Origin of the sequence: Exiguobacterium sp. N5 (assembly GCF_025842465.1) — a bacterium.
In the GTDB taxonomy this organism is placed as follows: domain Bacteria; phylum Bacillota; class Bacilli; order Exiguobacteriales; family Exiguobacteriaceae; genus Exiguobacterium; species Exiguobacterium profundum.
In genome coordinates, this window is the sequence record NZ_JAPAEP010000001.1 from 94,946 (window position 1) to 121,379 (window position 26,434).

A 26,434-nucleotide genomic window follows, 5' to 3' on the forward strand; every position below is an offset into this window, starting at 1 on the left:
TGCAGCATGAATAATCTATGTTATCTTGATTCTTAGCTATTTTGAGAAAGGGGAGTTGAAGCTTGACGGAAGCCGTTAAAGAACATACACGAATCGGGGTTGTCTCGATCATCGGAGGATTGTTCGTTGCCTTATCCATGACATTATTTTTAATTCCAGCTGGCGTCTATTCGACAGGATTTACGGGTCTTGCCCAAATCTTGACGAAATTGTTAGAGGGTACACCGCTTGAATTAGGGGAAGGACTCTGGTTCTTTATTCTGAACGCACCACTGCTCGTCGTCAGTTATTTTATGCTCGGGCGGAACATGATGATCCATACGCTGGTCAGTGTCGCCTCGGTCACGTTGTTCATTCGTTTGCTTCCGCAATCGCAGCTTCTCTCGGACGATCCACTTTTGAACGCTGTATTTGGCGGTGTGCTCTTGGCAATCGGCTCGGGGATCACGATTCGATATGGAGCCTCGACGGGTGGCTTTGACATCGTTGCGCTGATTCTCGCGAAGTTTACGAACAACTCGGTTGGGGTCTATCTCTTCTTGATGAACATGATGATTGCCCTCGCAGCAGGTGCCTTGTTCGGATGGCCGACAGCGCTCTATACGATCGTCTTCTTGTATGTGACATCAAAAGTAATCGATGAGATTTACACGAATACACAGCGTCAAACGCTCTTCATCGTGACGAATCACCCGGACGAGGTGACAAAGGAACTACATCAACACGTGTTCCGCGGGATCACGCTCATGCCGGCAATCGGGACGTACTCGAAAGTCGAGAAAGCGACGCTCATGATGGTCGCGCAACGACACGAGGTGCGTGAGATCACGCGCATCTGTAAGGATGCAGACCCATCGGTTTGGATCAATATTTTACCGACAGAGGACGTCGAAGGGACGTTCCGTCGCTAAACATGAATGAATCACAAAAAGCACCGACTTTTCTAAGTCGGTGCTTTCATTATACCTTGATGCCAAGTCGCTCTTCTAAGAAGAAGGCAATCCCGTCATCCATATTTGAAGCCGTCACTTCGTTGGCTACATTCTTCAATTGGTCGATGGCGTTCCCCATCGCGACACCGGTACCGACATAGTCGAGCATCTCGAGGTCGTTCTCTTCGTCACCGAACGCGATGATGTGCTTCCGGTCGATGTTCAAATGCTTCGAGACCTCTTGAAGTCCAAGTGCCTTCGATGTGTTTTTGCTCATGACTTCAATCATATGTTCAGGCATACGCCACTGACGGTTCAATACCGCCTCCGCATGAATGTCGTCGAGTTGGGAGCGGACGTGCGCGACGTGATCTTTTGTCGCATGAATCAATAAGGACGTCGGCTCGTCCTGCAAATGCTTCAACAAGTTACCTGATGTGACGCTGAGCGCACGTTCTGCATACGGACTATAGAACTCTTGCGGGTCTTTTTGGAAGTACACGTGGTCCGTCACTTCGACGACGATATTGTGTGCTTTCGTATCCGCTACTTCTTCAATGATATCATGGGCGGTCTTGAGCGGAATCGGTCGGTGTGTCACCGCATAATTCGCATCTTTCGGGTGATGTACGAGCGCACCGTTGAAGTTGACGAGTGGCGTCGTCAATCCCATTTGCTCATAGTACATGATCGAATGGCGCTTTGGACGTCCTGTGGCGATCATGACTTCATGACCAGCTTCACGCGCCGCTTGAAGTGCGCGAAGGTTTCGTTCGCTGATTGTTTTATCATCTCTTAATAACGTTCCATCTAAATCGACTGCGATTAAATAACGTGACATCAGTCATCCTCTTTTCTTCACAATGATGTTTCTACGACCGTATCACATTTTTCGATTTGACGGAAAGAATATACAATCGAAGTCGCATATTCTATTCGAACAATGCTATACTAATGTCGTATGAATTTTTACGAATCATCTGTGAGATGGAGGGGACGTTCAATGCGTTATTTAGTGACATTGATCTGGGCGATTGTGCTCTCAAATACAGCGGTATTTATCATTTCTGCCGTTGATGGTGTAGAGTTCAACGCGATGCTCGCGACAGGATTTGGCGTGGCCATCACAATCTTCGTTGCAATTCTCGATGTCTTGAATCAAGACATGGGAATCAGCGACGTTGCACAAGAGAAGTAAGCCGTCTACAATCAAACTGACTCGTGCATGAGTCAGTCTTTTTTCTTTATTCAACATAGAGGAGGATCACACATATGAAAAACCCTGAAAAACGCGCGAATTTTATCACGTTCGCCATCATCGGTGCGATTATCGTTATCGGAATCGGTTTGTTGTACTTTTTAAATGGAAACAATACTGACGATGGTGTCAACGCCGTCACAGCAGATGAATTGCAACAACAATTAGACCAAGATGGTGAAGTCGTCGCTTACTTCTGGCAAACGGGCTGCGAATACTGTGAGCAAGTGAAGCCTTATGTCGAACCTCTTATCGAAGAATATGATGCGGTCTCGATCAACTTGTCTGACCATAACGTATGGACGACGTATGGGATTGAAGGTACGCCGACTATCATCCGATTTGAAGATGGAAAAGAGGTCGGTCGAATTGAAGGAGCCGTCTCTGAACAACAATACGAGACGTTCTTTAAAAATGAGGAGGCCAAAGAGGAATGAAGCGTCGTTTCTACCAAACGTTATTTGAGCTGAACGCCTCGCCTTGGATCGCCAAACGTCTCAAGCGTTTCGCAGAATCAGATGTGAGTCGTCACTTGATTCCATCGTTTGCAAAAGTATATGACATTGCGGTAGAAGAGGCAGAGCAACCGCTTGCTGCCTATCCATCATTGCATGCGTTCTTTACCCGTCACTTGAAGACGGGAGCACGTACGATTGATGAGTCGTCCGATACCCTCGTAGCACCGTGTGATGGAAAGTTATCGGTCATCGAATCGATTTCAGAAGACAGTCGTTTCGAGGTGAAAGGTCAGTCGTATACGCTTGCGGAGTTACTCGGTTCTCAACAAGAAGCAAGACGTTATGCAGGGGGGACGGTCGTCGTTCTCTACCTCAGTCCGCGCGATTATCACCGCGTCCACACACCGCTCTCTGGTCGTGTGCTCAGTCACTATGAGCTCGGGGACCGTTCGGCACCGGTGAATGAAATCGGATTGACGGAGACGGTTCGACCGCTCTCACGCAACTACCGTCGCGTGACGCGCTTTGACAGCCCAGCCGGAACGTACGAACATATCATGGTCGGTGCCTTGAACGTCAACACGATTGAGTGGACGCTCGAAGGAGACCAGGCGGGCAAAGGAGAAGAGGTGGGATACTTCTCGTTCGGTTCGACCGTCGTTCTTTGTTTTGAGAAGGATACGATTCAAATGGACCGTGAAAAGATCGGTCCGGTTCGACTCGGTGAAGTCATCGGGACAATCAAATCCAACTAATTTTGTGTCAATTTTCTTCCGACCGAACGATAGACTAGTCGTTTGGTCGGTTTTCGTTTACCATAGAAGGGATATCAATACTTGTATAAGTAGTTGAATCGTTTAGCTAATTGGAGGAATTTTACGTGTTTAATCGACTTTATCCGAAACAGTTCGTCGCGTCTGTGTTTGACATCGACCTACAAGAATTGAAAGACCGTGGGGTGCGCGTCATTTTGACGGACCTTGATAATACACTCGTGGCGTGGGACGTCCCACATGCGCCAGAGCTTTTATTGATGTGGCTTGAAAAAGTGAAATCATACGGTTTCGATGTGATTGTCGTATCAAATAATAACGAGAATCGTGTACGAACATTTACGGAGCCGCTCGGCCTTCATTATGTCGCTCGTGCTAGAAAACCATTACCATCTGGATTTAAAGCGGCACTCTCGAAATATGGGTACTCGCCGAAGGAAGCCATCTTCTTAGGGGACCAGCTGTTCACAGACGTTCTCGGGGCAAACATGGCGGGCATTCATGTCATTCATGTGCAACCGGTCGTCAAAACGGACGGACTCGTCACGAAATTTAACCGGATGCTCGAAAAAGTGGTCTTCGCACATATGAAGCGTCGTGGGAAGTATGTATTGATCACGAAAAAAGTGGAAGAACTTGCCGTTGACGCACAACGGGCAAAAGTCGCGGTCGCTGAAAAAATCGGTGAGGCCATGCATCCACGTTCCGAAGATTCACATAAAAAAGATGAATAAGACCTCGAACGCACAGGAAGAAGGAGGCTGCCCATGTACGGCGAGCAAGGCGTCGGAATTAACGCTTCAGGAGTAGCAGCGAGGTGCTACGGTGAATGAAGAAGGGGAAACCTGAACGGCAGTAAGTATAACTATGGAAGAAACAAAACGATATTGCGCTGGGTGCGGCGTAGCCATCCAAACGGAAGACCCGAACGGGGTCGGCTATGCACCGAAATCGGCACTTGACCGTGAGATTGTCATTTGCCAACGTTGCTTCAAATTGAAGCACTATAACCAAGTTCAAGATGTGGAGTTATCAGATGATGACTTCTTGCGCATCTTGAATGGTATCAGTTCAAAAGAAGCACTCGTCATCAAAATCGTCGACATTTTCGACTTCAATGGCAGTTGGCTTCCGGGTCTTCAGCGCTCAGTCGGGTCGAACCCGGTACTGTTAGTCGGAAACAAGGTCGACTTGTTACCGAAGTCGGTCAACCCGAACCGGATGGCGAACTGGATGAAGGCAGAGGCAAAAGAACTCGGCTTGAACCCAATCGACGTTCATTTGATCAGTGCGAAAAAAGGACATGGCATCGATGAACTCGCTGAAAAGATTGAGTACTACCGCAAAGGCAAAGACGTCTTTGTCGTCGGTTGTACGAATGTCGGGAAGTCGACACTCATCAACCAGGTGATCAAACGTTTCGGTGAAGAGGATGAAGCCATCATCACCGTCAGTCATTTCCCGGGAACGACGCTTGACTTGATCGACATTCCGCTCGACGATGATGCGAACTTGTACGACACACCAGGAATCATCAACCGTCATCAAATGGCACACTATGTCGATGCGAAAGATTTGAAGACGATCACACCGAAGAAAGAAATCAAGCCGCACGTGTTCCAGTTGAATCCGCAACAGACGCTCTATTTCGGCGGATTGGCACGTTTAGATTATCTTGAAGGAAATAAGCGATCGTTCGTCATTTATATGTCGAATGAATTGAAAGCACACCGTACGAAACTCGAACGTGCCGATGAGCTCTATGACCAACATATTGGGAAGATGCTCAACCCGCCGAATGAGAAGACACTCGAAATCTTACCGCCACTCGTCCGTCATGAGTTCAGCTTACGGGACGGCGTGAAAACGGATATCGTGTTCAGTGGTCTCGGTTGGGTCGCGATTCACGGAAAAGGTGGCCGTATCGCAGCATGGGCTCCAAAAGGCGTCGCAGTCACACTTCGCGAGGCGCTCGTATGAATCTGGCCGTCATCGGTCACCCGATTGCTCATTCGCTCTCTCCCCAACTGCACGAGCAGTGGTTGAGGGCGTCTGGGCTTTTCGGGCGTTATGAGGCCATCGATGCCACACTAGATGAACTCCCAGCCTTATTTGCGGCAATGCGAGAAGGGGACTGGGATGGATTCAATGTCACGATTCCCTATAAAGAGGTGGTCGTTCGGTATCTCGATGACCTTGACGAAGCGGCGAAACATGCTGGAGCCGTCAATACGGTGTATAAACGAGACGGGCGACTTATCGGGACGAATACGGACGGGGCAGGTCTTGTCCAAGCGCTGATGCCATACACAGACTTTACAGGGCGTGTCCTGATTGTCGGTGCCGGAGGAGCGGCTCGGGGGATTGTCCAAGCTCTCCCGACGCGTGACGTGACGATTGTCAATCGAACTGTGGAACGGGCAAAAGCGCTCGCCGACACGTTCGGAGTCGTCTACACGACGTTCGATGAGATGGACGTCTCTCGATATGATGTCATCATTCAGACCACTTCTGTCGGGATGGACGAGAGATCGACACCACTTTCATTAGAAGGATTACGACAAAACACGGTCGTTTGTGATATCATATATCGTCCACTTGTCACCCCGATGCTTCAAGAAGCGAAACGTCGCGGAGCCAAAGTTGTGACAGGTATAGCCATGTTCGTCGGGCAGGGCGCGCTCTCGTTCGAGAAATGGACGGGCGTGAAACCGGACGAAACCATTGGAAAAAAGTTAATCGAAGGATTATTGGAGGAATAATATACTATGTTATCAGGTAAACAAAAACGCTTTTTACGCGCAGAAGCGCACCATCTCTCACCAATCTATCAAGTTGGGAAAAATGGAGTCAGCGAAGCGATGTGTAAAGATATCGCCGACGCACTCGAGAAACGTGAATTGATTAAAGTTCAAGTACTTCAAAACTGCATGGACACGCCTAAAGATGTCGCTGGCGAGTTAGCTGAAGGCACACAGGCTGAAGTCGTTCAAGTGATTGGAAAAGTCATCGTCTTGTACAAGGAGGCGACCGAGAAAGAAAATCGCCAAATCAAACTCCCATGAGCCGGATCGGCTTGATGGGCGGAACGTTCGACCCGCCGCATCTCGGACATCTGTTAATCGCGGAACAAGCGCGTGAACAGCTTGAACTTGATGAGGTGTGGTTCCTGCCGGCTGCGATTCCACCACATAAGGTCGGATTCAGCTCGGCAGACCACCGAATCGAGATGACGCGACGCGCCATACAAAATCAGTCCGACTTCAAGTTGAACTTGATTGAGTTTGAACGGAGTGAGCCGTCTTATACGGTCGAGACGATGAAACGGCTGATCGAACAGTATCCGAATGATGAATTCTACTTTTTGATTGGTGCCGATTCACTCGTTTCGCTCGAATCCTGGTATGACTATGAGACGCTCATCCGTCTTGTCACGTTCGGTGCGGTCGCACGGCCGGGGACACGTTATTTGATTCCGGAGAAGGCAGACGTCCGCGCGATTGACATGCCGCAACTCGAGATTTCATCGACGGACATCCGGGAACGGGCGAAACGAGGCAAATCCATCAAATATCTTGTCCCGACGCCAGTCGAGGAGTATGTGAAGGAGCATAAGTTGTATGACGTTTGAAGAAGCGCACGAGTTGATTAAACAGACGCTGCCAGAAAAACGCTATATCCATACGCTCGGTGTCGTCGAGACGGCGGAACGCATGGCGGTTCAATTCGGTGAAGAGGTCGAACAGGCTCGTCTTGCTGCTATGCTTCATGATTATGCGAAGTACTTTGACGTCGAAGAGATGCGTCGAGTCGTCGTGGAAGAAGGGTTAGACCCGAATCTACTTGAGTACGGGGACGAGCTACTTCATGCGCCGGTCGGTGCGATTTTACTTTCCCGTCAATACGACCTGGATGACGCGGTGCTCTCGGCGATTCGGAATCATACGACGGGAGAGCCCGGGATGTCTCGGCTCGACCAAATTCTGTTCGTGGCTGATGCCATCGAACCGAATCGGGATTATCCCGGCGTCGACCGGTTGCGGGCAGAAGTGGAGCGCTCGCTCGAAGCAGCGGTTGTCGCGACACTGAAACAAACGATTGAATTTTTATTGAAGAAGTCGGTGCGTATTTTTCCACTGACGATTGAAACGTATAACGATTTTGTGAATATACCTTAGGAGGGTCAATATGACTGCAAGAGAAGAATTAGAATTGATTGTTAAAGCGGCTGACGATAAACGTGCCGAGGAAATCGTCGTACTCGACATGGAAGGGATTTCGCCAATCGCGGATTACTTCGTTATCTGTCACGGGAACTCGGAGAAGCAAGTCGAAGCGATCGCACGTGAAATCAAAGACGTTGCTGGCGAAAACGGCTTACCACTCCACAAGTTCGAAGGAATGGACACGGCACGTTGGGTCCTCGCTGACCTCGAGAACGTCGTCGTCCACATCTTCCATCGTGATGACCGTGATTACTACAATCTAGAGAAATTGTGGGCTGACGCGCCACACGTCGAAGTGGAAGTCGGCTAATGGCTTACGAAGGATTCGCCTATGTATACGACGAGTTGATGAAAGACGCGCCGTATGATGAGTGGGTCGCTTTCGTGCGTCGTCACGTCCAAGATGGCGCGACACTCGCTGATGTCGGGTGCGGGACCGGGTCGGCGACGATTCGCCTCGCAGAATATTACGATGTCATGGGGATCGACTTATCCGAGTCGATGCTCGAAGTCGCACAAGAAAAGGCGCTCGAGGTCGAAATCGAGTTGCCGCTTTGGGAACAGGATATGCGTGAGTTGGAGTTACCGGAACCGGTCGATGCGGTGACGATTCTCTGCGACTCCCTTTGCTATTTGCGAGACGAGGCGGACGTGATTGATACGTTTGAATCTGTCTACAATCAACTCAAACCAGGCGGCTTGTTCATCTTTGATGTCCATGCTCCGAACAAGATGCAGACGCTCTTCAACCAAAAGACGTATGCGTCAAACGGAGAAGATTGCTCATATATTTGGTTTGCCGACCCGGGAGAAGCCCCGCTGTCGGTCGTTCATGACTTAACGTTCTTCGTCGCGCTTGAAGATGGGACGTATGAACGAATTGAGGAGACACATGAACAACGGACGTATGAACCAGGGCAGTACATGCAATGGTTGATTGGTGCCGGTTTCCATGTCAAATCGGTCACCTCTGATTTCACCGAACATGCACCAGGAGCGGATGCCGAGCGCATCTTCTTCGTTGCCCAAAAATAAGCAAATCCCCGATTCTGACGAATCGGGGATTTTTGTCGTTATGCTTCGTGGCTGAACTGCCACTGGACGCCGAACTGGTCTTCGAGCATGCCGTACGCCTTGCTCCAAAACGTCTCTTGAAGCGGCATCAAGACACGTCCGTTCACAGAGAGCGCCTCGAACTCACGATGGATGGCCTCGAGGTCGTCTGTGACGACAGCGAGCGTGACATTGTCCCCGAATGTGACCGGTCCGTCAGGCATCGCATCAGAAAACATGAGCGATGAGCCGTGAACCGAGAGTCGGGTATGCAGCACAAGATTGGCCATTTCACTCGGCACCGGTTGACCGTCTGGACCAGGTTGATCACCGAACGTCATGATGTCTGGAGCGGCGTGGTTGAACACATCGGCATAAAAGGTTACGGCGTCTCGACAATTCCCATTAAAGTTGAGATACGGATTGATCGGCATAGCAAGTTCCTCCTCGAATTCATAATATTAATTATAGAACGTATGTTCGTAAATGGCAAGAGAGTCCAACTAAATTCAATTGTGTGGTTGAACACGATTGAGAGTTGGGAATAGGGCATATAGAGAACAAACTAGACGAAAGAAGGCGAAGCATCATGAAGCTCACGAAAGGACGTATCCTCGAATTTGGATTCGTCTTGTTCATGGCGATCATACTCGTCACATCAATCATTGAAGAATCATGGTTCGATGCGAGTGTAGCGGGGGCCGGAATCATTTCTGGGCTCATCCCGTTCTTCATTGAAAAGACGTTTAAAACAGAACTCGATGGCAAGATGAAGGTGGCGTATATCCTGTTCTTGTTTGCCTCCCAGTATTTAGGATCGATTGTCGGACTATACGGGAATGGTTGGTGGGACACGTTCCTTCATCTCTTAAGCGGAATCTTTCTCGCATTCCTTGGATTCGACTTCTTCAGTAGGCTCGATGATGACATTCGGACCGAGATCCCGAAACGATTTTTGTTCGTATACATTGTCGTCTTTTCCATGGCTGGGGCGGCGCTTTGGGAGATGTATGAATTCACATCTGACGTCGTCTTGAATACAACGATGCAAGGGAACGGGAATGACGATACGATGGTCGACATCATCGCGGGGTCCCTAGGCGGTATCTTGGCAGCATTTTTCGTCGTGACGCTCCATCAACGTGAAAAATCAAAACAAAAGAGACATATGAAAAAAAGTTCGTGATTCACGAGCTTTTTATTTGTAATCATTCTAATCTTTGATTAATATCAAGATTGTAATGATTATAAATAATGGGAGGCAATCATATGGATCAACACCGTCAACTAACTACTAACCAAGGCGTACCAATCGGGGATAACGCCAACTCCATCACTGCGGGTCGTCGGGGCCCGACGCTTCTCGAAGACTACCAACTAATTGAGAAATTAGCGCATTTCGATCGTGAACGAGTACCAGAACGTGTCGTTCACGCGAGAGGCGCAGGGGCGCATGGTGTCTTCACTGTAAAAAATAGTATGAAACGCTATACGAAAGCCGCATTCTTGCAAGAAGAAGGGCAAGAGACGCCTGTGTTTGCGCGCTTCTCGACCGTCATCCACGGATTAGGTTCACCGGAGACGCTTCGTGACCCACGCGGTTTCGCCGTCAAGTTTTACACGGAAGAAGGGAACTATGATTTCGTCGGAAACAACTTACCGGTCTTCTTCATCCGTGACGCGATTAAATTCCCGGACGTGATTCACTCGCTCAAGCCGGACCCACAAACGAATCTTCAAGACCCGGACCGCTTCTTCGACTTCATGTCGCTCACACCGGAATCAACGAACATGCTCGTGCATCTCTTCAGTGACGAGGGAATCCCAGCATCGTATCGCCACATGCGAGGGTCATCCGTCCATTCCTTCAAGTGGGTGAATGAATTCGGCAACACGGTGTACATAAAGATGCGCTGGGTACCGAAGCAAGGGATTCAAAACTTGTCGATGGAAGAAGCGGCGAAAATCCAAGCAGAAGACTTCAACCATGCGACACGTGATCTGTTCAACGCCATTGAAAATGGAGACTATCCGGAATGGGATCTATATGTACAGATTCTCGACCCAGCGGACATGGACAACTTTGACTTCGACCCGCTCGATGCGACGAAAGATTGGTTCGAAGATGTCATCCCGTATCAATTGGTTGGAACGATGACCCTCAACAAAAATGTCGATAACTTCTTCGCCGAGACTGAGTCTGTCGGTTTCAACCCAGGCGTCCTCGTACCAGGGATTCAGCCGTCAGAAGACAAGATGCTCCAAGGACGACTCTTCTCGTATTCGGATACGCAACGTTACCGCATCGGACCGAACTATCTCCAACTCCCGATCAACTGCCCGTTCGCTCAAGTCGCGAACAACCAGCGTGACGGGGCGATGCCGTTCAAGCAACAGACGAGCCCGGTCAACTACGAGCCGAACCGTTACGAAGACGCACCGAAGCCGAATGCGGACTATATCGAGACGCCGCAACCGATCACAGGCGTGACGGGTCGTCAGAAGATTGAGAAGACGAACGACTTCGGACAAGCCGGAGAGGTATATCGTCGCTACTCTCAGGAAGAGAAGGATGCACTCGTTCGTAACCTCGTGGCGCATATCAAAGAAGTTCGTCACGAGAAGACCGTTCTCCTCTTGATCTGCAACTTCTATCGTGCGGACCGTGAACTCGGAGAGCGTCTCTCGAAAGAGTTGAACGTCGATCTCGCACCATTCTTGAATCAAATGTCGAACTAAACACGTAACCGCGGTCTTACACCGCGGTTTTTTTCTATGCGAAAAGACGCCTCTCTCGTGGAGAAACGTCTCGTTCGTCATAGTTATTCCCCGACCATCCCGTCACCGTCTCGGTCGTCCATGTATTGATACAGCCAATGGTCACGCGTGATCGGCATCTCGAATCCGGCGTTCTTTGCTTCTTTGATTGTCACTTGTCCGTTTCCGTCAAGGTCGATATCGGATAATTCCCGTTCCTCGACTGGTTCCGTCGTCACTGCAGGAGGGGAATCATCCGTCAATCCGAGCGATTCGTTCACTTCCTCCGGATCCACGTTATCATACGTATCGGTGACCGTATTGCCCCGTACGGTATACGTGTATTGGTAGCGGGAAGGAATCTGAGTCGTCGTGTTCGGATAGGTGATGATGGCTTCGAAGTCTTTCGCCCCGCCAGCCTTCCGGATGACATCTTCCATGAATGCCTGGTCGCCGTAACGGTTGAGTGCGCTGTTTTGTGGCGTGATGTTATAGGCGTTCGAGACACCGCCAAGTGAATCGGCGATGATATGGCCTTCGTCGAGGTTAGGGTCTTCGACACCCGGAACTTTCGCCTCGTCTGCATAATAGCGTCCTGAAGAATTGACGTCTTCGGTCTCGTCGTTTTGAAGAATGATCTCATCAGCAATCACGCGAACCAGTTGACCGTGTTCGTTCGTGAACGCCCAGTACTCTCGGTCGCCAAAGCCGATATCAACGACGACATTCGCCTCCCGTGTGCCGGACTGATTGCCGCCATCGACCTCGATCTTCGTATAGCCTTCAAATACATCGCCTTCAGATTTAGGGGTCTCGGTGGTTTGTTCCTCTTGTACAGGTTCCTTTTCCACTGTTTCTTCGGTTGACGTCGACGTCGAGACACTCACGTCGGCATCCGTGCAGCCTGAGAGGAATAGCACCCCAAGTAGGAATGGGATGTAAAATGGTATTCTTTTCATCTATATCGCTCCTTATTCGAAGTTACGCTATCGTATTTACTATGTAGCTTATAATGATAGCATAAGAAAACGAGATGTGAGCGTCCTCCCTTCAAAATGTGCCCGATGGATTCCTCTCATTTGTGGATTCAGATAGCTTATGCCAAGATTGAAAAAAAGGGGGAAGAACGTATGAACGAAGTGATTGAGACTTTATTGAACCACCGTTCCGTCCGCGATTTTACGGACGAGAAATTGACAGACAAACAAATCCAGACCATCGTCGAGAGCGCACAACGGGCATCGACGTCTAGCTTTATCCAGGCCTACTCCATCATCGGGGTGACCGATGAAGCGAAAAAGAAACGACTCGCTGAGATTGCGGGCAACCAGAATTACGTGGTCGAGAACGGTCACTTCTTCGTCTTTTGTGCGGATTTGCATCGCCATGAGGTGATTGGTGAACTGCAAGAAACAGAAGTGTCCGCAACACTTGAGACCGATGAGAAACTGCTTGTCGCTGTGATCGACGCTGCACTTGCCTCACAAAATGCGGCAGTGGCGGCAGAGTCGATGGGGCTCGGAGTCTGCTATATCGGTGGCATTCGGAACGACCTCTTTGCGGTGAAAGAAGTGCTCGCATTGCCGGAACGGGTCATTCCGCTCTTTGGCATGGCCGTCGGTGTACCGGCTTCAGTCGAAGATCAAAAGCCCCGTCTACCGTTCCATCATATCTACCATGAGAACGCATACGAGGCGAATCCAGAACGGATCAAACAGTCACTTTCGGATTACGACGCGTTGATTCATGATTACTACATGGTCCGGGGATCGAATCCGCGTAAAGACACGTGGACTGGCCAAATGGGACGCATGTTGTCGAAATCGACACGTCTTGACGTCAAAGACTTTTTGAAAGCACAAGGCTATTTGAAGCAATAAGATAAACCGCCGACAACTCTTTGTCGGCGGTTTTGTCATGTTCAATTCAATTGGGCGTCGAGCCAATTCTTGTCGATGGCACCAAATTGCTTCGCGATGATCACACCCGATTCATCGAGCACATACGTCGTCGGCATCGCTTGAATCCGATACGCATCTCCGACTTGGCCGTCACGGTCATAGACGACGGTAAATGCGTCTTCATACGGTTCGACGAACGAGACGGCATCGGCGGGGTCGCTTTCACTCGTCGTCGTGTTGACGGCGACGATGGTCACGTCATCTCGCTCTTTCGCGAACGCCGCCATATCCGGCATCTCCGCCCGACAAGGCGGGCACCAGGACGCCCAAAAGTTGACGACGACGCGCTGACCACGTAGTGAAGTTAAGTCGAATGTACTCCCATCGGTTCGCTGTAATTCGAACGAAGGGGGAATTTGCCCGATGTTCAAACCGGTTGACGCCGTCTCTGTCGTGACAGATTGTGTCGCTTTCTCTGGCAGGACAGCATTCACGACCGCGAGAACGACCAGGACTCCGACACTAATTTGAATCACTTTCTTTGAAGGGCGGGCGAGATAGACCGTCAATCCGAAGAGGACGAGGGCGATGACAATCATCCACCATTGAATCTGTCCGACCGCATATGACTTAAATAGCCAGATGCCGGATGCACCGCATACTGTCCAAAGAATGTTTCCACGAGTCGGTTCATGCATCCAGCGCCACGTCGTTCCGAGTAGCAGAAAAATGAGCATGGCGCTCCATAGATGAATCGGCTGGTCGGAAAGGTTCAAAATCGTCCCGTATACTGGAACCGCGAGTGTCATCCCGAACCAAATGAGGAGTCCGCTCAGCACCCAATACCCTAAAAGGTTCCGGTCGAGTCGATAGACGAACCAAAGGACGACAGCAGCTGCAATCCATTGAGACCATACGCCTCCTGTGGCGTAAAGAGCGAGCGATAGGTCACGTGTCGTCAACAGACCGATGACGATGGCACTTCCTTTCCAGGCAAGAAAACCATAGAACCATGTCCCGATGACGGCTTCACGCTGTTTACTCGACAACCTGAGAAAGCGGAAGATGCCGTAAAGGACGGCAAGGCTTAGTAAAAAGATGAGTAAATCGAAACGAATGTTGAGTGGACCGATGGCGACCACGTCTTTCCCTCCTAAACAAAAGGCGCCCCTCTCGAAGCGGGCGCCATATTCATAGTCAGTATAGCATTACTTGATTTGTTGAGCGTTCAAGACAGTCTTCATCGCGCCGTAGCCACCGAGGATATTGTGGATATCTTTGTAGCCGAGCGATTGAAGGATACTTGCTGCCATGCGTGAGCGGACGCCTGACGCACAATGCACCGCAATCGTTTGGTCTGTCGGAAGACCTTCGTGGTCACGTGCGAGCTTACCGAGCAAGATACGTTCTGCCTTTTCGTAATGGCTCGCGTTCCATTCTGTCGCGTTTCGAACGTCGAGGACGAACACGTCACCTTTTTCAGCAGCTTCAATCGCTTCTTCTGCCGTCACGTCCGTATACGTTTCCGTCAAAAGTGATGCATCGAGTTCTTCGACTGGGACGATGAAGCGAAGACGGTCGAGACCGATTGATTGGAGGTCTGTTTGTACTTGATCGACGTTTTCTGCACTTGCGATAACCGTGATGTCTTTGTCGAAGTTGACGAGCCAGCCTGCCCAAGAAACGAACTTGTTGTTGTAAGGGATGTTGACTGTCCCTGGTACGTGACCATTTGCGAAATCTTCACCTTTACGTGTATCGACGACCTGTGTCTCTTCGACGAGTGTATCGAGCCGGTCCGACCCGACGACTTCAGGACGAGCGATGTCCGTCGTCTCTTGAATGCCTTCTTTGTTTACTTTCTTCATCATGGCGAAGTAGTTCGGCGGTTCTGGTTGATCCGTCGTCAATTCTTTGATGAAGGCATCTTTGTCCGTCATTTGAAGCGCCCAGTTCGTCGCTTTCTCGTAACCGACCGTCGATGTTGGGATCGCACCGAGTGCTTTCCCGCAAGCACTACCTGCGCCGTGTCCTGGCCAGACTTGAACGAAGTCAGGAAGTGCCATGAATTTTTTGAGTGAATCAAACATTTGTTCCGCACCGATTGCCGTCGTTCCTTTCACACCGGCTGCTTCTTCGAGAAGGTCAGGTCGACCGATATCTCCGACGAAGACGAAGTCTCCTGTGAAGATCCCCATCGGTTGTGTCTGGTTGCGGTCATAAAGAAGGAACGAAATATGTTCCGGTGTGTGACCAGGTGTATGCATGACTTCGAGTGTCACGTTTCCGATCTTGAACGTGTCGCCTTCTTTGACGAGTTGTGCGTCGATTTCTTTCGCGAATGCATACTTCCAAGAAGCATCACTTTCGTCTGATAGATAGGCTTTCGAACCTGTGCGCTTCGCGAGTTCGAGTGAACCGGATACAAAGTCCGCATGGATATGCGTCTCTGCCGTTGCGACGATGTTCATGCCTTCTTTTTTCGCTTCTTGAAGATAAGGCTCGATGTTACGGGCCGGATCGATGACAATTGCTTCTCCCGTCATTTGGCAACCGACCATATATGAAGCTTGTGCTAGTTTCTCATCATAAAAATAACGTAATAGCATATAAATTTCCCCCTATGAGTAAAGTAATCGTTTATTCGACTTCGCCTTGCCAGCTCATCATCCCACCGTCGACGTTCGTGACGTCGAATCCGAGTGAGTCAAGATAAGCAGATGCGTTCATGCTGCGTCCACCGGCTGCGCAAATGACGTGAATCGGTTTAGAGCGATCGAGCTCATCGACTTTTGCCCCGAATTCAGAAAGTGGTACGTTTTTCGCTTGTTTGATGTGACCTCCAGCATATTCATCCACCTCTCGTACATCGATGAGGTTGAGTGAGTCGTCAGCTTGAAGTAACGCTTCTAATTCAGTAGTCGTAATCGTCTTCATGAGTCTTTGATCTCCTTTTCATGGTTAAGGTTTTTGGCAACGAGAATGTTTCGTTGGCTTTAATATACCCCCTAAGGTATAATGAGCGCAAGTGAAAAGAATTGGAGGGGAAAATATGAAGAGGATTTCCTTATTTGTTGGGATTTTGGCTGTTATCGCAATTTTTATCTTTGTAATCACATCAGAAAAGGATGGAATTACGAAAATTGACGTTAAAACTCTACAAAACAAATTGGAAAACGAGGAAATAACGCTTCTTGACGTAAGAGAAGTGTCTGAATACGAGGGGGGGCATATCGAAGGGGCGGTGAACGCACCACTTTCTTCATTAGATGCAAACCAACTGCCGTATCCGAAAGACGAACCAATCTATGTTATTTGTCGAAGCGGTAACCGAAGTGCCCAGGCTGCTAGTCAATTACAGGATGCTGGCTATACGGAAATCTATGACGTATCAGGCGGAATGATGGCCTGGGAATCGATTGAATAAGTAGAGAATACGAGAGCAAATGGAGGAGTTTATATGGAGTTCGGGTTTATCATTACAATCTTTCTAATTGGATTTATTGGGTCGTTTATTTCAGGGATGGTCGGGATTGGTGGATCGATCATCAAGTATCCGATGTTGTTATACATTCCACCGATTCTAGGATTTGCCGCTTTTAGCGCGCACGAAGTTTCAGGGATTAGTGCCATTCAAGTCTTCTTTGCGACAATCGGTGGGATTTATGCCTATCGTAAAGGTGGATACTTAAACAAGCAGTTGATTCTTTACATGGGGGTGTCGGTATTAATTGGTAGCTTCATCGGTGGATACGGATCGACGATTCTTTCGGAAGTGATGATCAATGTCGTATATGCCGTACTCGCAACGATTGCGACAATCATGATGTTCTTGCCGAAGCCGCAAGTAGACGACATGCCACTTGATCAAGTGCAGTTCAACAAAGTGATTGCGGCAAGTTCAGCATTCGTCGTGGGAATTGCGGCAGGAATCGTCGGGGCAGCGGGAGCCTTCATTCTCATGCCGATCATGCTTGTCGTCTTACGCATCCCGACGAAGATGGCGATTGCGAGTTCCCTCGCCATCACCTTCATCTCGTCGATTGGCTCGACGTTCGGTAAAATCATCACCGATCAAATTGTCTGGGGTCCGGCCATCATTATGATTATCGCGAGCCTGATTGCCGCTCCAATCGGGGCGAATGTCGGGAAGAATATGAATACGAAAGCACTCCAATGGATTTTAGCGCTACTCATCTTAGCGAGTACCATCAAAATTTGGAGCGACTTAATCGCATGAAAAAATCACGACGCCTATTTTCTGGCGTCGTGATTTTTTACGTTACTTCGTAATGAAATAGTAGAGAAGTCCGAGCCCGATAAACGAGACAGGGAGCAAGATGATGTAGAGCCAAGAAACCATCGACCAGCTCTTCTTTTGGCTGTACGTGGAGCGGTCTTTCCCGAGCCCGACCATAATAGTGAAAATCATTGCAATCAAACAGACGAGCAAGGCTAATCCGATTGTTAGGTACAAAAACATCACACCCTTTACTGACCGTTATAACTTAAGAATAGCGTGAACTACTCGCCACTTATTTGCTTCGCAAATTGAAGGGGGAGCTTCTTGGGAAGATCGTACTTTTATTAGCCACGATTATTTACCAAGCTCGTCGGGGGGTTCCCACCCTGAAGGAATTCGTTTTAGTTTGCCAACATCAACAGATTGATGCTCGCGTTGATGTCTCGATCATGATGAACACCGCAATGAGTACACGTCCATTCACGAACATCCATCGTCTTCTTCTCGCCTTTGACGCCACAAGAAGAACAGATCTGCGTCGATGCGAACCAGGGGTCTGCCTTGATGAGCGTCCGTCCGTAGAACTTGCATTTGTATTCCAACTGTCGGACGAACTCGTACCAACTGACATCCCCGATGGACTTCGCTACCTTGTGATTCTTCATCATGTCCTTCGACTTCAATGTCTCCACGACGATGACTTGGTTCTCGTCAACGATCCGTCTCGACAGCTTGTGAAGGAAGTCCTTGCGTTGGTTCGCGATCTTTTCGTGTTTCTTGGCCAAAAGTAACTTGGCTTTTTCACGATTCTTGCTACCGATTTTCTTACGTGACAGCGCGCGCTGTGCCTTCTTGACCTTTTCTTCGGGCTTACGAAGGAAACGTGGGTTTTCAATCTTCTCCGAGACCATCGCGTCGTTCGTCATGACGGCAAAGTGTTTTAGGCCGAGATCGATCCCGACCTTGTTCTCGGCTGGGATCCATGGTTCATCGTCCTGTTTGACGAGGAGGGAGACAAAGAACTTGCCCGTCCTCGTCATCGACACCGTCGCCGACCGGATGACGCCCTCGAACGGACGATGTTGGGTGAACCGCACGAACCCGACCTTCGGCAGCCGAACCTTGCCCGCCTCGGCGAGGAACGGGAACAGGGGCTTGTAGGAGGCGGGTGTCGCCGGTTTCCGTCTCGTCCCGGTCCCCGCTTTCGCCTCCTCGCGGATGGCGATCCGGTCCTCGAGCAGCTTGTTGTAGATGAACCGTGCGCAGCCGATCGTCTTGATGAGGAACTCTTCCTGTGCCGGCGTCGGGTGAAGCCTATATTTATAGCCTTTCAGCATGTCCGTCCCTCCTCCCTTCCGAAGATCGTGATGTGTCCTCCTCATCCGATACCCGTGGAGGGGGAGGGAGAATCTGACGGAATCACGAACTTTTGTTCGTAATTATGTCATAGGGAGAGAAGACTTTTGGACCGGGCGATTCATCTCCCACCTACGCTGGGCTACGCCCCGAGAAGCTTAGAGGAGGGAGAATTCTCGCCTGATTTAGTTAAAAGAAGAGCTTGAAAACGTTCTAAATGTTGGGATTTTGTTACCACGATGGTTACTATAAATCACTTTTGAATGTGACTCATATATTCAGACACAGGAGATATTTCAATTCCCAGTGCTTTATCGATAATCGTCAAGGCACTTTCGTGACGTTTTGATGTTTCTGCCGCCACACAATCACGAGGTACATATATATCATAGTCACGCATATATGCATCATTGGCAGAAAAGAGGATACAAATATCCGTCGCGACTCCGGTTAAAATCAATTTCGTCACGTTTAACTGACGAAGTAAAATATCTAACTGAGTTCCAAAGAAAGTGGAGTGCCTTGGTTTTATAATAAAGTACTCTTCATCTTCCGGTTCGATTTGCGAGGCAATATGTTCACCCTTAGAAGCTTTTACATACTCAATGATGTCTTCCGTGCTATCTTTCCATTGTCCGAAGTTATCATTACAATAAATGACGGGCAAGTCCAACTCTTTAAAATGCTTTTTAAGCTCGAGAATCGGTTCAACAATCGCTTCCGTATGTTTACGCAGCATGTCGCCACCTTCAAAATCAAAATCATTGAACAAATCAATAATGAGTAATGCCGTCTTAGACATAGAAATACCTCCTTACTATAAAACTCCTATAGCAAAGAGGTACCACTTTTTCATTTGAAGTATGCTTATTCCGCGAACGTTTTACTGCGGAACATAAATGCCGTGATGAGATAGAAAGCGATGATATGAAGGGCGACATAGAAAATCGAGAAGCCCATCGTAGCGTCCATCGCTTTCATAAACTCTGGGTTGACGTCATAGATTGAAAGGTCTGTATGCAAGAAGACAATCCATTTCGCAAGCTCAGGTTTCCAAGCAACGAGAAGACCGCCGATGATACTTGAGGCGAAGTTTGCGAGTACCGTGAAACCGATGACGACGCCGACCGACTTGAAGACGACCGAGAACATGAGCGTCAAGAAGATGATGAAGATCGGTCCGCTCACACTGATGAGGATCGGACGGACGACATCCCATGTTACAGAGCCATCTAACGTGAGTGAGAACCCGAACGCGACGACTAAGATGAAAATGAATTGAAGCAACATGACGAGGACGGCCATGACGAGCTTCGACAATAAGATGCGGTCGCGAGAGTACGGACTCATCAACAGGTGTTTCAACGTATCAAATTTCAATTCGTTCCCGACCATCTCTGCCGTAAAGACAATCGTAAAGATACTCAAGAAAGCGATGGCACCCATCGTTGAAAATTCAAAGAACGATGCCGCTTCTGGTGTCCCTTCACCACTGGCCAATACAGCGTATACGATGAGGATGATTGCCGTATACACGCCTAGGGCGACGTATGGTTTAATCGTACGACGCCATTTCATCCATTCATTGCTGAGTAATGAACGCATTGTTCGTACCTCCTTCTTTTTTCGTCAATTTCAAGAATTGTTCTTCGAGCGACTCGTGTTTCATGCCAATCTGATAGACGGCGATATCGCGCTCGATTAATTGTTTCAGTAAGACCGGAATGTCTGTCTCTTGACGAGGTACGATAAACGACTCGGCAGACTGCTGGACGATTTTCACATCATCGAAGGCGAGTGCTGCGACGTCAAGTGCCTCGTTCATCTGCTCCTTGGCAACTTTACAGAGGATGACGCTGTCAGCCTTCGTCTGTCCGTCTTCCACTGACTTGATTTGTCCTTGGTCAATGATTGCGAAACGGTCGGTGATCAATTCCATCTCGCTCAATAAATGGCTCGAGATAAGGATGGCGATTCCGCGGTGGTCCGCAAGGTGGCGTAAGTAATTCCGAAGGTCGGCGATCCCAGCTGGGTCAAGACCGTTCGTCGGCTCATCTAAGATGAGCACTTTTGGGTTATGCAACAAGGCACGGGCAATCCCGAGGCGCTGTTTCATCCCGAGTGAGTACTGTTTGACTTTCATATCGAGCTTTCCGTCGAGTCCGACGAGGGCACCGAGTGCATTCAAGTCGACTTTTTTCAAGTTCGGAATCAAGTTCATCGCATGAATCAAGTTTTCCCGGCCCGTCATGTACGGATAGAATGCAGGATTCTCGACGATGGCCCCGATTCGGCTGAGCGCTTCTTGGCGGTTGTTCGCCACGTCATACCCATCGACTGTCACGGTCCCGTGCGTCGCAGGCATGAGGCCTGTGATGATTCGAATAGTTGTCGTCTTCCCGGCGCCGTTCGGTCCGAGGAATCCGAAAATTTCTCCTGGAACGACGTCAAAGCTGACATTTGTCAATACCGTTGCTTTTCCCATCTTTTTATGGACATTTTGTACGGATAACATGTGGTCACCTAGCTTTCTGTTAAGAGTAATAGTGTAATGCCTACACTCCCTATTACGGGGCTGTTTGAAATAAGGTTTCATCTTTTTTTGAAATTGTTGAAACAAATACATCAAGACACAATTTATCGATAAGCAAAACTTATTGAAATAGTATGGACGAATTGTGAATTTGTAAGGGTCTTTCTGCGACGAAAGGTGTAGTATGAAGTTGAGCGTAAGAGGCAAGATTTGGTTTTGTTCACCAGGGCAGGAGAAAGGTGAACTGCTTCGGGCTACATGTTAAAATGAAAGCGTTCACAGATTGAACGTTTAGGAATGGATAAGGGGGATTTATTCAATGGGAGAGTCGTCGAATGTTCACGAGAAATCGCAAGCATTTTATGGTCCTAACTTAGGCTACATCATTGAACTGTACGAACAATATTTGGAAGACCCATCATTGGTCGATGAAGAAACACGTCGATATTTTGACGAATTTGGGGCACCGGAAACGTCGTCACCGACAGAAGTGCCGGTCTCGGGTCCATCGTTTGATTTAGAGAAGGTCGTCTCGGCGACACGGCTCATCAACGACATCCGTGCTTTCGGTCATAAAGCAGCTGATATTTATCCACTAAAAGATCACCCGCGCGAGCAGGAACTATTCGAACTGTCACGCTATGATTTGACAGAAGAAGACTTAAAACAAATTCCGGCCCGCCTTTTATCAGATGATGCACCAAAACCAAACGCGAGCGCCTTAGAACTATTCCGTCATTTGCTTGACGTGTATACAGGAACGGTCGCCATCGAACTCCGTCATTTAGATGACATGGAAGAGAAGAAGTGGATTCGTCGTCAAGTCGAACAAGGGGCGTTACAGCAAACCTTCTCGAAAGAAGAAAAAGTCGAGTTGTTCAAACGTTTGGCTGAAACCGAACTGTTTGAATCATTCCTTCATAAAACATACGTCGGACAAAAACGCTTCTCAATCGAAGGATTGGATGCGATGGTGCCACTTCTCGATGCGATGGTCGGAGGCCTCATTTCGAGCGGTTCGGAACATATCAATATCGGAATGGCCCACCGTGGACGTTTGAACGTACTTGCCCATGTTCTCGGCAAACCGTACGAGATGATTTTTGCGGAGTTCCAACACGCGCCGAACAAAGAATTGATTCCATCTGAAGGGTCAATCGGCATCAACTTCGGTTGGTCAGGCGATGTGAAATATCACCTCGGTCTTGACCGGAAAGTGGTCGAACAGCAAAAAGAAGTCCGTCTCAACTTGGCGAACAACCCGAGTCACCTCGAGTTCGTCGGGTCGGTCGTCGAAGGATACACGCGTGCCGCACAAGATGACCGTTCTGAAAAAGGATCGGCTGTACAGCACGACGATTTGGCAGCCTCAATCTTGATCCACGGAGACGCGGCCTTCCCAGGACAAGGTATCGTCGCGGAGACACTCAACATGACGAACTTGACGGGTTACCGTACAGGTGGGACGGTTCACGTCATCGCCAACAACACAATCGGTTTCACAACGGACCCGAACGATTCACGGTCGACGCGTTACGCAAGTGATATCGCCAAAGGCTACGAGATTCCGGTCTTCCATGTGAATGCGGATGATCCGGAGGCATGTGTTGCCGTCGCGAAGTTGATCAGTGAGTATCGTGCCAAGTTCCATAAAGATATCTTGGTCGACTTGATCGGGTACCGTCGTTACGGTCACAATGAAATGGACGAACCGATGAACACGAACCCGGTCCTTTACAAAGCCATCAAAGGACACCAGTCTGTCCGTCACGTCTATGCCGCACGACTTGAGGAAGAAGGCGTCATGACGAAAGATGAGAAGGCGCAAATCGAACAAAAAATCGAACAGGCCTTGAAGGCGGCACGTGATCTCGTTCCTTCTGAAGAAGAAGATGCAGACATCGTGTTACCGGATGCGGTCCATAAAGGATTCCCGAAAGTCGACACGAGCGTCGAACGAGAATTCCTCACGCAATTGAATGAAGAGTTATTGAACTGGCCGGAAGGCTTTGGTGTCTTCCATAAGCTTCAAAAAGTACTCGACCGTCGCCGTGACGCGTTCAGTGAAGGTGGGAAAATTGACTGGGGTCATGCGGAGACGCTCGCCTTCGCGTCGATTCTTTCAGATGGTACGCCGGTCCGCTTGAGCGGTCAAGATTCAGAGCGCGGAACGTTCGCCCAACGGAACATCATGTTGAACGATGTCGAGTCAGGTAAGAAATTCTCGCCACTCCATGAGTTGTCGACGGCGAAAGCATCGTTCTCGGTCTATAACAGCCCGCTCTCAGAAGGTTCGGTGCTTGGATTTGAATATGGCTACAACGTATTCGCACAAGATACACTCGTCTTGTGGGAAGCACAATACGGTGACTTCGCGAACTCGGCACAAGTCATGTTCGACCAGTTCATCTCGGCGGGACGCGCGAAATGGGGTCAAAAATCAGGCCTCGTCATGCTTTTGCCGCACGGTTACGAAGGACAAGGGCCGGAGCACTCAAGTGCACGTATGGAACGTTACTTGACACTTGCCGGGGAGAAAAACTGGACAGTCGCAAACCTTTCGTCTGCGGCACAGTATTTCCATATTCTTCGTCGTCAAGCAGAGATGCTCGGGAAAGAAGAGATTCGTCCGATGATCATCATGACACCGAAGAGTCTGCTTCGTCATCCGCTCGCCACGTCACCAGTCGAGGCGTTCACGGAAGAGAGCTTCAAGCCGATCGTCGAACAACCAGGTCTCGGGGAAAACACAGAGAAAGTCGAACGTCTCGTTTTCTGTACAGGGAAAATGGCGATCGACCTCGCGGAAGCGGTCGGTAAGTCAGAAGAGTCACTCGACTTCTTGCATATCGTCCGGGTCGAAGAAATCTATCCATTCCCGGTTCGTGAGATTCGTGATGTCATCAGCCGTTATCCGAACGCGCGTGAAATCGTCTGGGTTCAAGAAGAACCAAAAAACATGGGGGCTTGGACATATATCGAGCCTCGTTTAGAAGCGGTCACAACGAACCGACTCGATGTCCGTTATATCGGTCGTCGCCGTCGTTCGAGTCCGGCTGAAGGGAATCCGACAGCTCATAAACAAGAACAAGCACGCATCATCCGTGAAGCACTCTCTCGTGACGTCGTCTCGAGCGGTGCAGGCACGAGCACATATCAAAAAGATCGTAAATAAGTTAAGGGGGAACTCATTGTGATCGAAATCAAAGTACCGGAATTAGCAGAGTCCATTACGGAAGGAACGGTCGCGACATGGCTCAAACAGCCAGGCGACCAAGTCGAAAAAGGGGAAGCAATCGTCGAGCTCGAGACAGATAAAGTCAATATCGAAGTCCCGGCTGACGAAGCGGGTGTGTTAGAAGAACAACTTGCCGGAGAAGGGGACACGGTTCAAGTCGGTGAAGTCATCGCACGTCTCGGTTCAGGTTCTGGTGGCGGAACGGCTGTCGCGACGAAGACGAAGACGGAAAACGCGACAGAAACGAAAACAGAAGCACCGACTGAGAAAAAGACAGAGTCTATTGAAGAAGGCAAGAAAGTCGAGAAACGTGAAGAGCACGTGGCGAGCCCGGGTAAAGGACCAATCGCGACACCTGCTGCACGCAAGCTCGCTCGAGAGAAAGGTATCGACCTTTCAGCTGTCCAAACGAACGATCCAATCGGTCGCATCAACGTTCATGACGTTTCAAAACATGAAGACAAACCAGCCGTGAAAGAGCAGAAACCAGCGGCTGCCACTCCGGCACCACAACCGGCAGCGAATGGGAAAGAAGAAGAGCGCATCAAAATGACACGTCGTCGTCAAACGATTGCGAACCGCCTCGTCGAAGTGCAACAGACGGCAGCGATGCTCACAACGTTCAACGAAATCGATATGTCGGCGGTCATGGCACTTCGTAAACGTCGCCAAGAGAAGTTCGTGAAAGACAACGATGTCAAACTCGGCTTCATGTCGTTCTTCACGAAAGCAGCAGTGGCAGCTCTCAAGCGGATGCCTTACTTGAACGCTGAAATCCAAGGCAACGAAATCGTCTTGAAGAAATATTATGATATCGGGATTGCCGTCTCGGCTCCAGATGGTCTCGTCGTTCCGGTCGTCCGTGAAGCGGACCGCAAAAACTTCGGGGAAATCGAGAAAGATATCCTTCACCTCGCGGACAAAGCGCGTAACAACAAGCTCGGGTTGAGTGATTTGACAGGTGGTACGTTCACGATCACAAACGGTGGCGTGTTCGGTTCACTCCTCTCAACACCAATCTTGAACGGACCGCAAGTCGCTATCCTTGGGATGCACTCGATTCAACTCCGTCCAGTCGCCATCGATGCGGATACAATGGAGAACCGTCCGATGATGTACGTGGCACTCTCGTATGATCACCGAATCGTAGATGGTCGTGAGGCTGTGACATTCCTCAAGCACATCAAAGACATGATTGAAGATCCAGAACAATTGTTGTTCGAAGCGTAAGAACAGGAAGTACTCGCTCCTATTTAGGGGCGAGTGCTTTTTTATGTCAGGTTTTAGAAAAAATCTTATTATAGGTTTTTTTGTTGAGTAAATATTTATGATGGAAATCAACGAGAAAAGACAATCGCGTCGATGCGATGCATCTGATCACCCATCAAAAAGTCTTGGCGACAGAAAAAGCGGGTGCCATCTCGATGACACATGAAAATCTGAAAGAGGTTCGTGACTATTTGGAGTTGTTGCGCGACAAGAATAAAATCAAAAACGATGACTATCTTCAACTCTGCGGAATCATTGAACGTTGGGAACAAGCTATCTTCGATGAAATCGATAAAGAACAGGACGTATTGTTAGAGGAAATGTATGATGTCATTGGATTCTTGAACGGACTGGCGACACGTGCAGAAGAAAGTCGTGGATACGGAAACGGAAGAATAAGCAAAAGGAGTTCATCATGAACTCCTTTTTGCATGGGG

General features: G+C 49.1%; 31 protein-coding genes. 20 read left to right on the forward strand and 11 right to left on the reverse strand.

Annotated features, from left to right (window positions below; genetic code table 11):
- The first annotated feature begins 62 nt into the window (after positions 1 to 62).
- Positions 63 to 911, forward strand: a complete 849-nt coding sequence (locus tag OKS35_RS00495; protein WP_031421243.1) for a YitT family protein — start codon at positions 63 to 65, stop codon at positions 909 to 911.
- A 49-nt stretch (positions 912 to 960) separates the two neighbouring features.
- Here OKS35_RS00495 and OKS35_RS00500 read toward each other — a convergent pair whose 3' ends face one another.
- Entirely contained in the window at positions 961 to 1,773 is an 813-nt protein-coding gene (locus OKS35_RS00500; protein ID WP_264092287.1) for a Cof-type HAD-IIB family hydrolase, read from the reverse strand.
- 162 nt (positions 1,774 to 1,935) lie between these two features.
- Here OKS35_RS00500 and OKS35_RS00505 point away from each other — a divergent pair, with 162 nt between their 5' ends.
- The 11 genes from OKS35_RS00505 (at position 1,936) to OKS35_RS00555 (ending at position 8,682) form a co-directional block, all read left to right on the forward strand.
- Positions 1,936 to 2,130 (forward strand): YjzD family protein, encoded by a 195-nt coding sequence (locus tag OKS35_RS00505; protein ID WP_015880991.1) that lies wholly within the window; start codon positions 1,936 to 1,938, stop codon positions 2,128 to 2,130.
- Between the two features lie 74 nt (positions 2,131 to 2,204).
- Positions 2,205 to 2,627 (forward strand): thioredoxin family protein, encoded by a 423-nt coding sequence (locus tag OKS35_RS00510; protein ID WP_159561902.1) that lies wholly within the window; start codon positions 2,205 to 2,207, stop codon positions 2,625 to 2,627.
- Positions 2,624 to 3,403, forward strand: coding sequence for a phosphatidylserine decarboxylase (locus OKS35_RS00515; protein WP_159561903.1), 780 nt, complete (start codon positions 2,624 to 2,626; stop codon positions 3,401 to 3,403). The genes OKS35_RS00510 and OKS35_RS00515 overlap by 4 nt, the downstream gene beginning before the upstream one ends.
- 125 nt (positions 3,404 to 3,528) lie before the next feature.
- A complete protein-coding gene (locus OKS35_RS00520) occupies positions 3,529 to 4,155 on the forward strand; it encodes a YqeG family HAD IIIA-type phosphatase (protein ID WP_015880994.1) in 627 nt (208 codons plus the stop codon).
- Positions 4,156 to 4,288: 133 nt separating this feature from the next.
- Positions 4,289 to 5,401 (forward strand): ribosome biogenesis GTPase YqeH, encoded by a 1,113-nt coding sequence (gene yqeH, locus OKS35_RS00525; RefSeq protein WP_015880995.1) that lies wholly within the window; start codon positions 4,289 to 4,291, stop codon positions 5,399 to 5,401.
- Positions 5,398 to 6,183, forward strand: coding sequence for a shikimate dehydrogenase (gene aroE / locus OKS35_RS00530; protein ID WP_264092288.1), 786 nt, complete (start codon positions 5,398 to 5,400; stop codon positions 6,181 to 6,183). The genes yqeH and aroE overlap by 4 nt, the downstream gene beginning before the upstream one ends.
- A 6-nt stretch (positions 6,184 to 6,189) precedes the next feature.
- A complete protein-coding gene (gene yhbY, locus OKS35_RS00535; protein WP_015880997.1) occupies positions 6,190 to 6,486 on the forward strand; it encodes a ribosome assembly RNA-binding protein YhbY in 297 nt (98 codons plus the stop codon).
- Entirely contained in the window at positions 6,483 to 7,052 is a 570-nt protein-coding gene (locus OKS35_RS00540) for a nicotinate-nucleotide adenylyltransferase (RefSeq protein WP_078146460.1), read from the forward strand. The genes yhbY and OKS35_RS00540 overlap by 4 nt, the downstream gene beginning before the upstream one ends.
- Positions 7,042 to 7,599 carry a bis(5'-nucleosyl)-tetraphosphatase (symmetrical) YqeK gene (gene yqeK / locus OKS35_RS00545; protein ID WP_159561906.1) on the forward strand — a complete coding sequence of 186 codons (558 nt, stop codon included), beginning with the start codon at positions 7,042 to 7,044 and terminating at the stop codon, positions 7,597 to 7,599. Before OKS35_RS00540 ends, yqeK begins: the two co-directional genes overlap by 11 nt.
- A gap of 10 nt (positions 7,600 to 7,609) precedes the next feature.
- Positions 7,610 to 7,957, forward strand: coding sequence for a ribosome silencing factor (gene rsfS / locus OKS35_RS00550; protein WP_015881000.1), 348 nt, complete (start codon positions 7,610 to 7,612; stop codon positions 7,955 to 7,957).
- The gene (locus OKS35_RS00555) at positions 7,957 to 8,682 is read left to right on the forward strand and encodes a class I SAM-dependent DNA methyltransferase (protein WP_031421255.1); all 726 of its coding nucleotides are present in this window, start codon (positions 7,957 to 7,959) and stop codon (positions 8,680 to 8,682) included. The genes rsfS and OKS35_RS00555 overlap by 1 nt, the downstream gene beginning before the upstream one ends.
- A gap of 38 nt (positions 8,683 to 8,720) precedes the next feature.
- Here the strand turns inward: OKS35_RS00555 and OKS35_RS00560 are convergent, their stop codons facing one another.
- Complete coding sequence (locus OKS35_RS00560; RefSeq protein WP_074037628.1) at positions 8,721 to 9,134, reverse strand: VOC family protein; 414 nt, start codon at positions 9,132 to 9,134, stop codon at positions 8,721 to 8,723.
- Positions 9,135 to 9,289: 155 nt separating this feature from the next.
- On the opposite strand from OKS35_RS00560, the gene OKS35_RS00565 reads away from it, so the two are divergent.
- A complete protein-coding gene (locus OKS35_RS00565; protein WP_031421258.1) occupies positions 9,290 to 9,886 on the forward strand; it encodes a hypothetical protein in 597 nt (198 codons plus the stop codon).
- Positions 9,887 to 9,969: 83 nt separating this feature from the next.
- The gene (locus OKS35_RS00570) at positions 9,970 to 11,439 is read left to right on the forward strand and encodes a catalase (protein ID WP_031421259.1); all 1,470 of its coding nucleotides are present in this window, start codon (positions 9,970 to 9,972) and stop codon (positions 11,437 to 11,439) included.
- A gap of 83 nt (positions 11,440 to 11,522) precedes the next feature.
- Here the strand turns inward: OKS35_RS00570 and OKS35_RS00575 are convergent, their stop codons facing one another.
- Positions 11,523 to 12,416, reverse strand: coding sequence for a DNA/RNA non-specific endonuclease (locus OKS35_RS00575; protein WP_264092289.1), 894 nt, complete (start codon positions 12,414 to 12,416; stop codon positions 11,523 to 11,525).
- Between the two features lie 171 nt (positions 12,417 to 12,587).
- Here OKS35_RS00575 and nfsA point away from each other — a divergent pair, with 171 nt between their 5' ends.
- Positions 12,588 to 13,337, forward strand: coding sequence for an oxygen-insensitive NADPH nitroreductase (gene nfsA, locus OKS35_RS00580; protein ID WP_159561910.1), 750 nt, complete (start codon positions 12,588 to 12,590; stop codon positions 13,335 to 13,337).
- A gap of 41 nt (positions 13,338 to 13,378) precedes the next feature.
- On the opposite strand, the gene OKS35_RS00585 is transcribed toward nfsA, so the two are convergent.
- From OKS35_RS00585 to OKS35_RS00595, 3 genes are all read right to left on the reverse strand, one after another.
- Entirely contained in the window at positions 13,379 to 14,500 is a 1,122-nt protein-coding gene (locus OKS35_RS00585) for a TlpA family protein disulfide reductase (RefSeq protein WP_264092290.1), read from the reverse strand.
- A 66-nt stretch (positions 14,501 to 14,566) separates the two neighbouring features.
- Positions 14,567 to 15,967, reverse strand: coding sequence for an MBL fold metallo-hydrolase (locus OKS35_RS00590; protein ID WP_264092291.1), 1,401 nt, complete (start codon positions 15,965 to 15,967; stop codon positions 14,567 to 14,569).
- A 31-nt stretch (positions 15,968 to 15,998) separates the two neighbouring features.
- A complete protein-coding gene (locus tag OKS35_RS00595; protein WP_015881009.1) occupies positions 15,999 to 16,295 on the reverse strand; it encodes a rhodanese-like domain-containing protein in 297 nt (98 codons plus the stop codon).
- Between the two features lie 115 nt (positions 16,296 to 16,410).
- Here OKS35_RS00595 and OKS35_RS00600 point away from each other — a divergent pair, with 115 nt between their 5' ends.
- Both OKS35_RS00600 and OKS35_RS00605 read left to right on the forward strand, forming a co-directional pair.
- Positions 16,411 to 16,785 (forward strand): rhodanese-like domain-containing protein, encoded by a 375-nt coding sequence (locus tag OKS35_RS00600; protein WP_264092293.1) that lies wholly within the window; start codon positions 16,411 to 16,413, stop codon positions 16,783 to 16,785.
- A 33-nt stretch (positions 16,786 to 16,818) separates the two neighbouring features.
- Complete coding sequence (locus tag OKS35_RS00605; protein ID WP_031421267.1) at positions 16,819 to 17,598, forward strand: sulfite exporter TauE/SafE family protein; 780 nt, start codon at positions 16,819 to 16,821, stop codon at positions 17,596 to 17,598.
- 42 nt (positions 17,599 to 17,640) lie between these two features.
- Here OKS35_RS00605 and OKS35_RS00610 read toward each other — a convergent pair whose 3' ends face one another.
- The 5 genes from OKS35_RS00610 to OKS35_RS00630 all read right to left on the reverse strand — a co-directional run bounded on the left by OKS35_RS00610 (position 17,641) and on the right by OKS35_RS00630 (position 21,472).
- The gene (locus OKS35_RS00610; protein WP_074037621.1) at positions 17,641 to 17,841 is read right to left on the reverse strand and encodes a hypothetical protein; all 201 of its coding nucleotides are present in this window, start codon (positions 17,839 to 17,841) and stop codon (positions 17,641 to 17,643) included.
- Positions 17,842 to 18,002: 161 nt separating this feature from the next.
- Complete coding sequence (locus OKS35_RS00615; protein WP_264092295.1) at positions 18,003 to 18,938, reverse strand: transposase; 936 nt, start codon at positions 18,936 to 18,938, stop codon at positions 18,003 to 18,005.
- Positions 18,939 to 19,210: 272 nt separating this feature from the next.
- Positions 19,211 to 19,759 (reverse strand): cysteine hydrolase family protein, encoded by a 549-nt coding sequence (locus tag OKS35_RS00620; protein WP_264092296.1) that lies wholly within the window; start codon positions 19,757 to 19,759, stop codon positions 19,211 to 19,213.
- Between the two features lie 65 nt (positions 19,760 to 19,824).
- Positions 19,825 to 20,562, reverse strand: coding sequence for an ABC transporter permease (locus OKS35_RS00625; protein WP_031421269.1), 738 nt, complete (start codon positions 20,560 to 20,562; stop codon positions 19,825 to 19,827).
- Positions 20,540 to 21,472 carry an ABC transporter ATP-binding protein gene (locus tag OKS35_RS00630; RefSeq protein ID WP_074037619.1) on the reverse strand — a complete coding sequence of 311 codons (933 nt, stop codon included), beginning with the start codon at positions 21,470 to 21,472 and terminating at the stop codon, positions 20,540 to 20,542. The genes OKS35_RS00625 and OKS35_RS00630 overlap by 23 nt, the downstream gene beginning before the upstream one ends.
- A 337-nt stretch (positions 21,473 to 21,809) precedes the next feature.
- Between OKS35_RS00630 and OKS35_RS00635 the strand changes: the two genes are divergently transcribed.
- The 3 genes from OKS35_RS00635 to OKS35_RS00645 all read left to right on the forward strand — a co-directional run bounded on the left by OKS35_RS00635 (position 21,810) and on the right by OKS35_RS00645 (position 26,416).
- Positions 21,810 to 24,665 (forward strand): 2-oxoglutarate dehydrogenase E1 component, encoded by a 2,856-nt coding sequence (locus tag OKS35_RS00635; protein ID WP_264092298.1) that lies wholly within the window; start codon positions 21,810 to 21,812, stop codon positions 24,663 to 24,665.
- Positions 24,666 to 24,683: 18 nt separating this feature from the next.
- Positions 24,684 to 25,958: a 2-oxoglutarate dehydrogenase complex dihydrolipoyllysine-residue succinyltransferase gene (gene odhB, locus OKS35_RS00640; protein ID WP_159561918.1), complete on the forward strand. Its 1,275-nt coding sequence runs from the start codon at positions 24,684 to 24,686 to the stop codon at positions 25,956 to 25,958.
- A gap of 137 nt (positions 25,959 to 26,095) precedes the next feature.
- Positions 26,096 to 26,416, forward strand: coding sequence for a DUF6241 domain-containing protein (locus tag OKS35_RS00645; protein WP_264092299.1), 321 nt, complete (start codon positions 26,096 to 26,098; stop codon positions 26,414 to 26,416).
- The last annotated feature ends 18 nt before the right edge of the window (positions 26,417 to 26,434 follow it).

Bases quoted from the DNA above. Each gene is read 5' to 3' on its own strand.
- OKS35_RS00500 (WP_264092287.1), bottom strand. From the start codon at position 1,773: ATGTCACGTTATTTAATCGCAGTCGATTTAGATGGAACGTTATTAAGA.
- OKS35_RS00505 (WP_015880991.1), top strand. From the start codon at position 1,936: ATGCGTTATTTAGTGACATTGATCTGGGCGATTGTGCTCTCAAATACA.
- OKS35_RS00510 (WP_159561902.1), top strand. From the start codon at position 2,205: ATGAAAAACCCTGAAAAACGCGCGAATTTTATCACGTTCGCCATCATC.
- OKS35_RS00515 (WP_159561903.1), top strand. From the start codon at position 2,624: ATGAAGCGTCGTTTCTACCAAACGTTATTTGAGCTGAACGCCTCGCCT.
- yqeH (WP_015880995.1), top strand. From the start codon at position 4,289: ATGGAAGAAACAAAACGATATTGCGCTGGGTGCGGCGTAGCCATCCAA.
- aroE (WP_264092288.1), top strand. From the start codon at position 5,398: ATGAATCTGGCCGTCATCGGTCACCCGATTGCTCATTCGCTCTCTCCC.
- yhbY (WP_015880997.1), top strand. From the start codon at position 6,190: ATGTTATCAGGTAAACAAAAACGCTTTTTACGCGCAGAAGCGCACCAT.
- OKS35_RS00540 (WP_078146460.1), top strand. From the start codon at position 6,483: ATGAGCCGGATCGGCTTGATGGGCGGAACGTTCGACCCGCCGCATCTC.
- yqeK (WP_159561906.1), top strand. From the start codon at position 7,042: ATGACGTTTGAAGAAGCGCACGAGTTGATTAAACAGACGCTGCCAGAA.
- rsfS (WP_015881000.1), top strand. From the start codon at position 7,610: ATGACTGCAAGAGAAGAATTAGAATTGATTGTTAAAGCGGCTGACGAT.
- OKS35_RS00555 (WP_031421255.1), top strand. From the start codon at position 7,957: ATGGCTTACGAAGGATTCGCCTATGTATACGACGAGTTGATGAAAGAC.
- OKS35_RS00560 (WP_074037628.1), bottom strand. From the start codon at position 9,134: ATGCCGATCAATCCGTATCTCAACTTTAATGGGAATTGTCGAGACGCC.
- OKS35_RS00565 (WP_031421258.1), top strand. From the start codon at position 9,290: ATGAAGCTCACGAAAGGACGTATCCTCGAATTTGGATTCGTCTTGTTC.
- OKS35_RS00570 (WP_031421259.1), top strand. From the start codon at position 9,970: ATGGATCAACACCGTCAACTAACTACTAACCAAGGCGTACCAATCGGG.
- OKS35_RS00575 (WP_264092289.1), bottom strand. From the start codon at position 12,416: ATGAAAAGAATACCATTTTACATCCCATTCCTACTTGGGGTGCTATTC.
- nfsA (WP_159561910.1), top strand. From the start codon at position 12,588: ATGAACGAAGTGATTGAGACTTTATTGAACCACCGTTCCGTCCGCGAT.
- OKS35_RS00590 (WP_264092291.1), bottom strand. From the start codon at position 15,967: ATGCTATTACGTTATTTTTATGATGAGAAACTAGCACAAGCTTCATAT.
- OKS35_RS00595 (WP_015881009.1), bottom strand. From the start codon at position 16,295: ATGAAGACGATTACGACTACTGAATTAGAAGCGTTACTTCAAGCTGAC.
- OKS35_RS00600 (WP_264092293.1), top strand. From the start codon at position 16,411: ATGAAGAGGATTTCCTTATTTGTTGGGATTTTGGCTGTTATCGCAATT.
- OKS35_RS00605 (WP_031421267.1), top strand. From the start codon at position 16,819: ATGGAGTTCGGGTTTATCATTACAATCTTTCTAATTGGATTTATTGGG.
- OKS35_RS00610 (WP_074037621.1), bottom strand. From the start codon at position 17,841: ATGTTTTTGTACCTAACAATCGGATTAGCCTTGCTCGTCTGTTTGATT.
- OKS35_RS00615 (WP_264092295.1), bottom strand. From the start codon at position 18,938: ATGCTGAAAGGCTATAAATATAGGCTTCACCCGACGCCGGCACAGGAA.
- OKS35_RS00620 (WP_264092296.1), bottom strand. From the start codon at position 19,759: ATGTCTAAGACGGCATTACTCATTATTGATTTGTTCAATGATTTTGAT.
- OKS35_RS00625 (WP_031421269.1), bottom strand. From the start codon at position 20,562: ATGCGTTCATTACTCAGCAATGAATGGATGAAATGGCGTCGTACGATT.
- OKS35_RS00630 (WP_074037619.1), bottom strand. From the start codon at position 21,472: ATGTTATCCGTACAAAATGTCCATAAAAAGATGGGAAAAGCAACGGTA.
- OKS35_RS00635 (WP_264092298.1), top strand. From the start codon at position 21,810: ATGGGAGAGTCGTCGAATGTTCACGAGAAATCGCAAGCATTTTATGGT.
- OKS35_RS00645 (WP_264092299.1), top strand. From the start codon at position 26,096: ATGCATCTGATCACCCATCAAAAAGTCTTGGCGACAGAAAAAGCGGGT.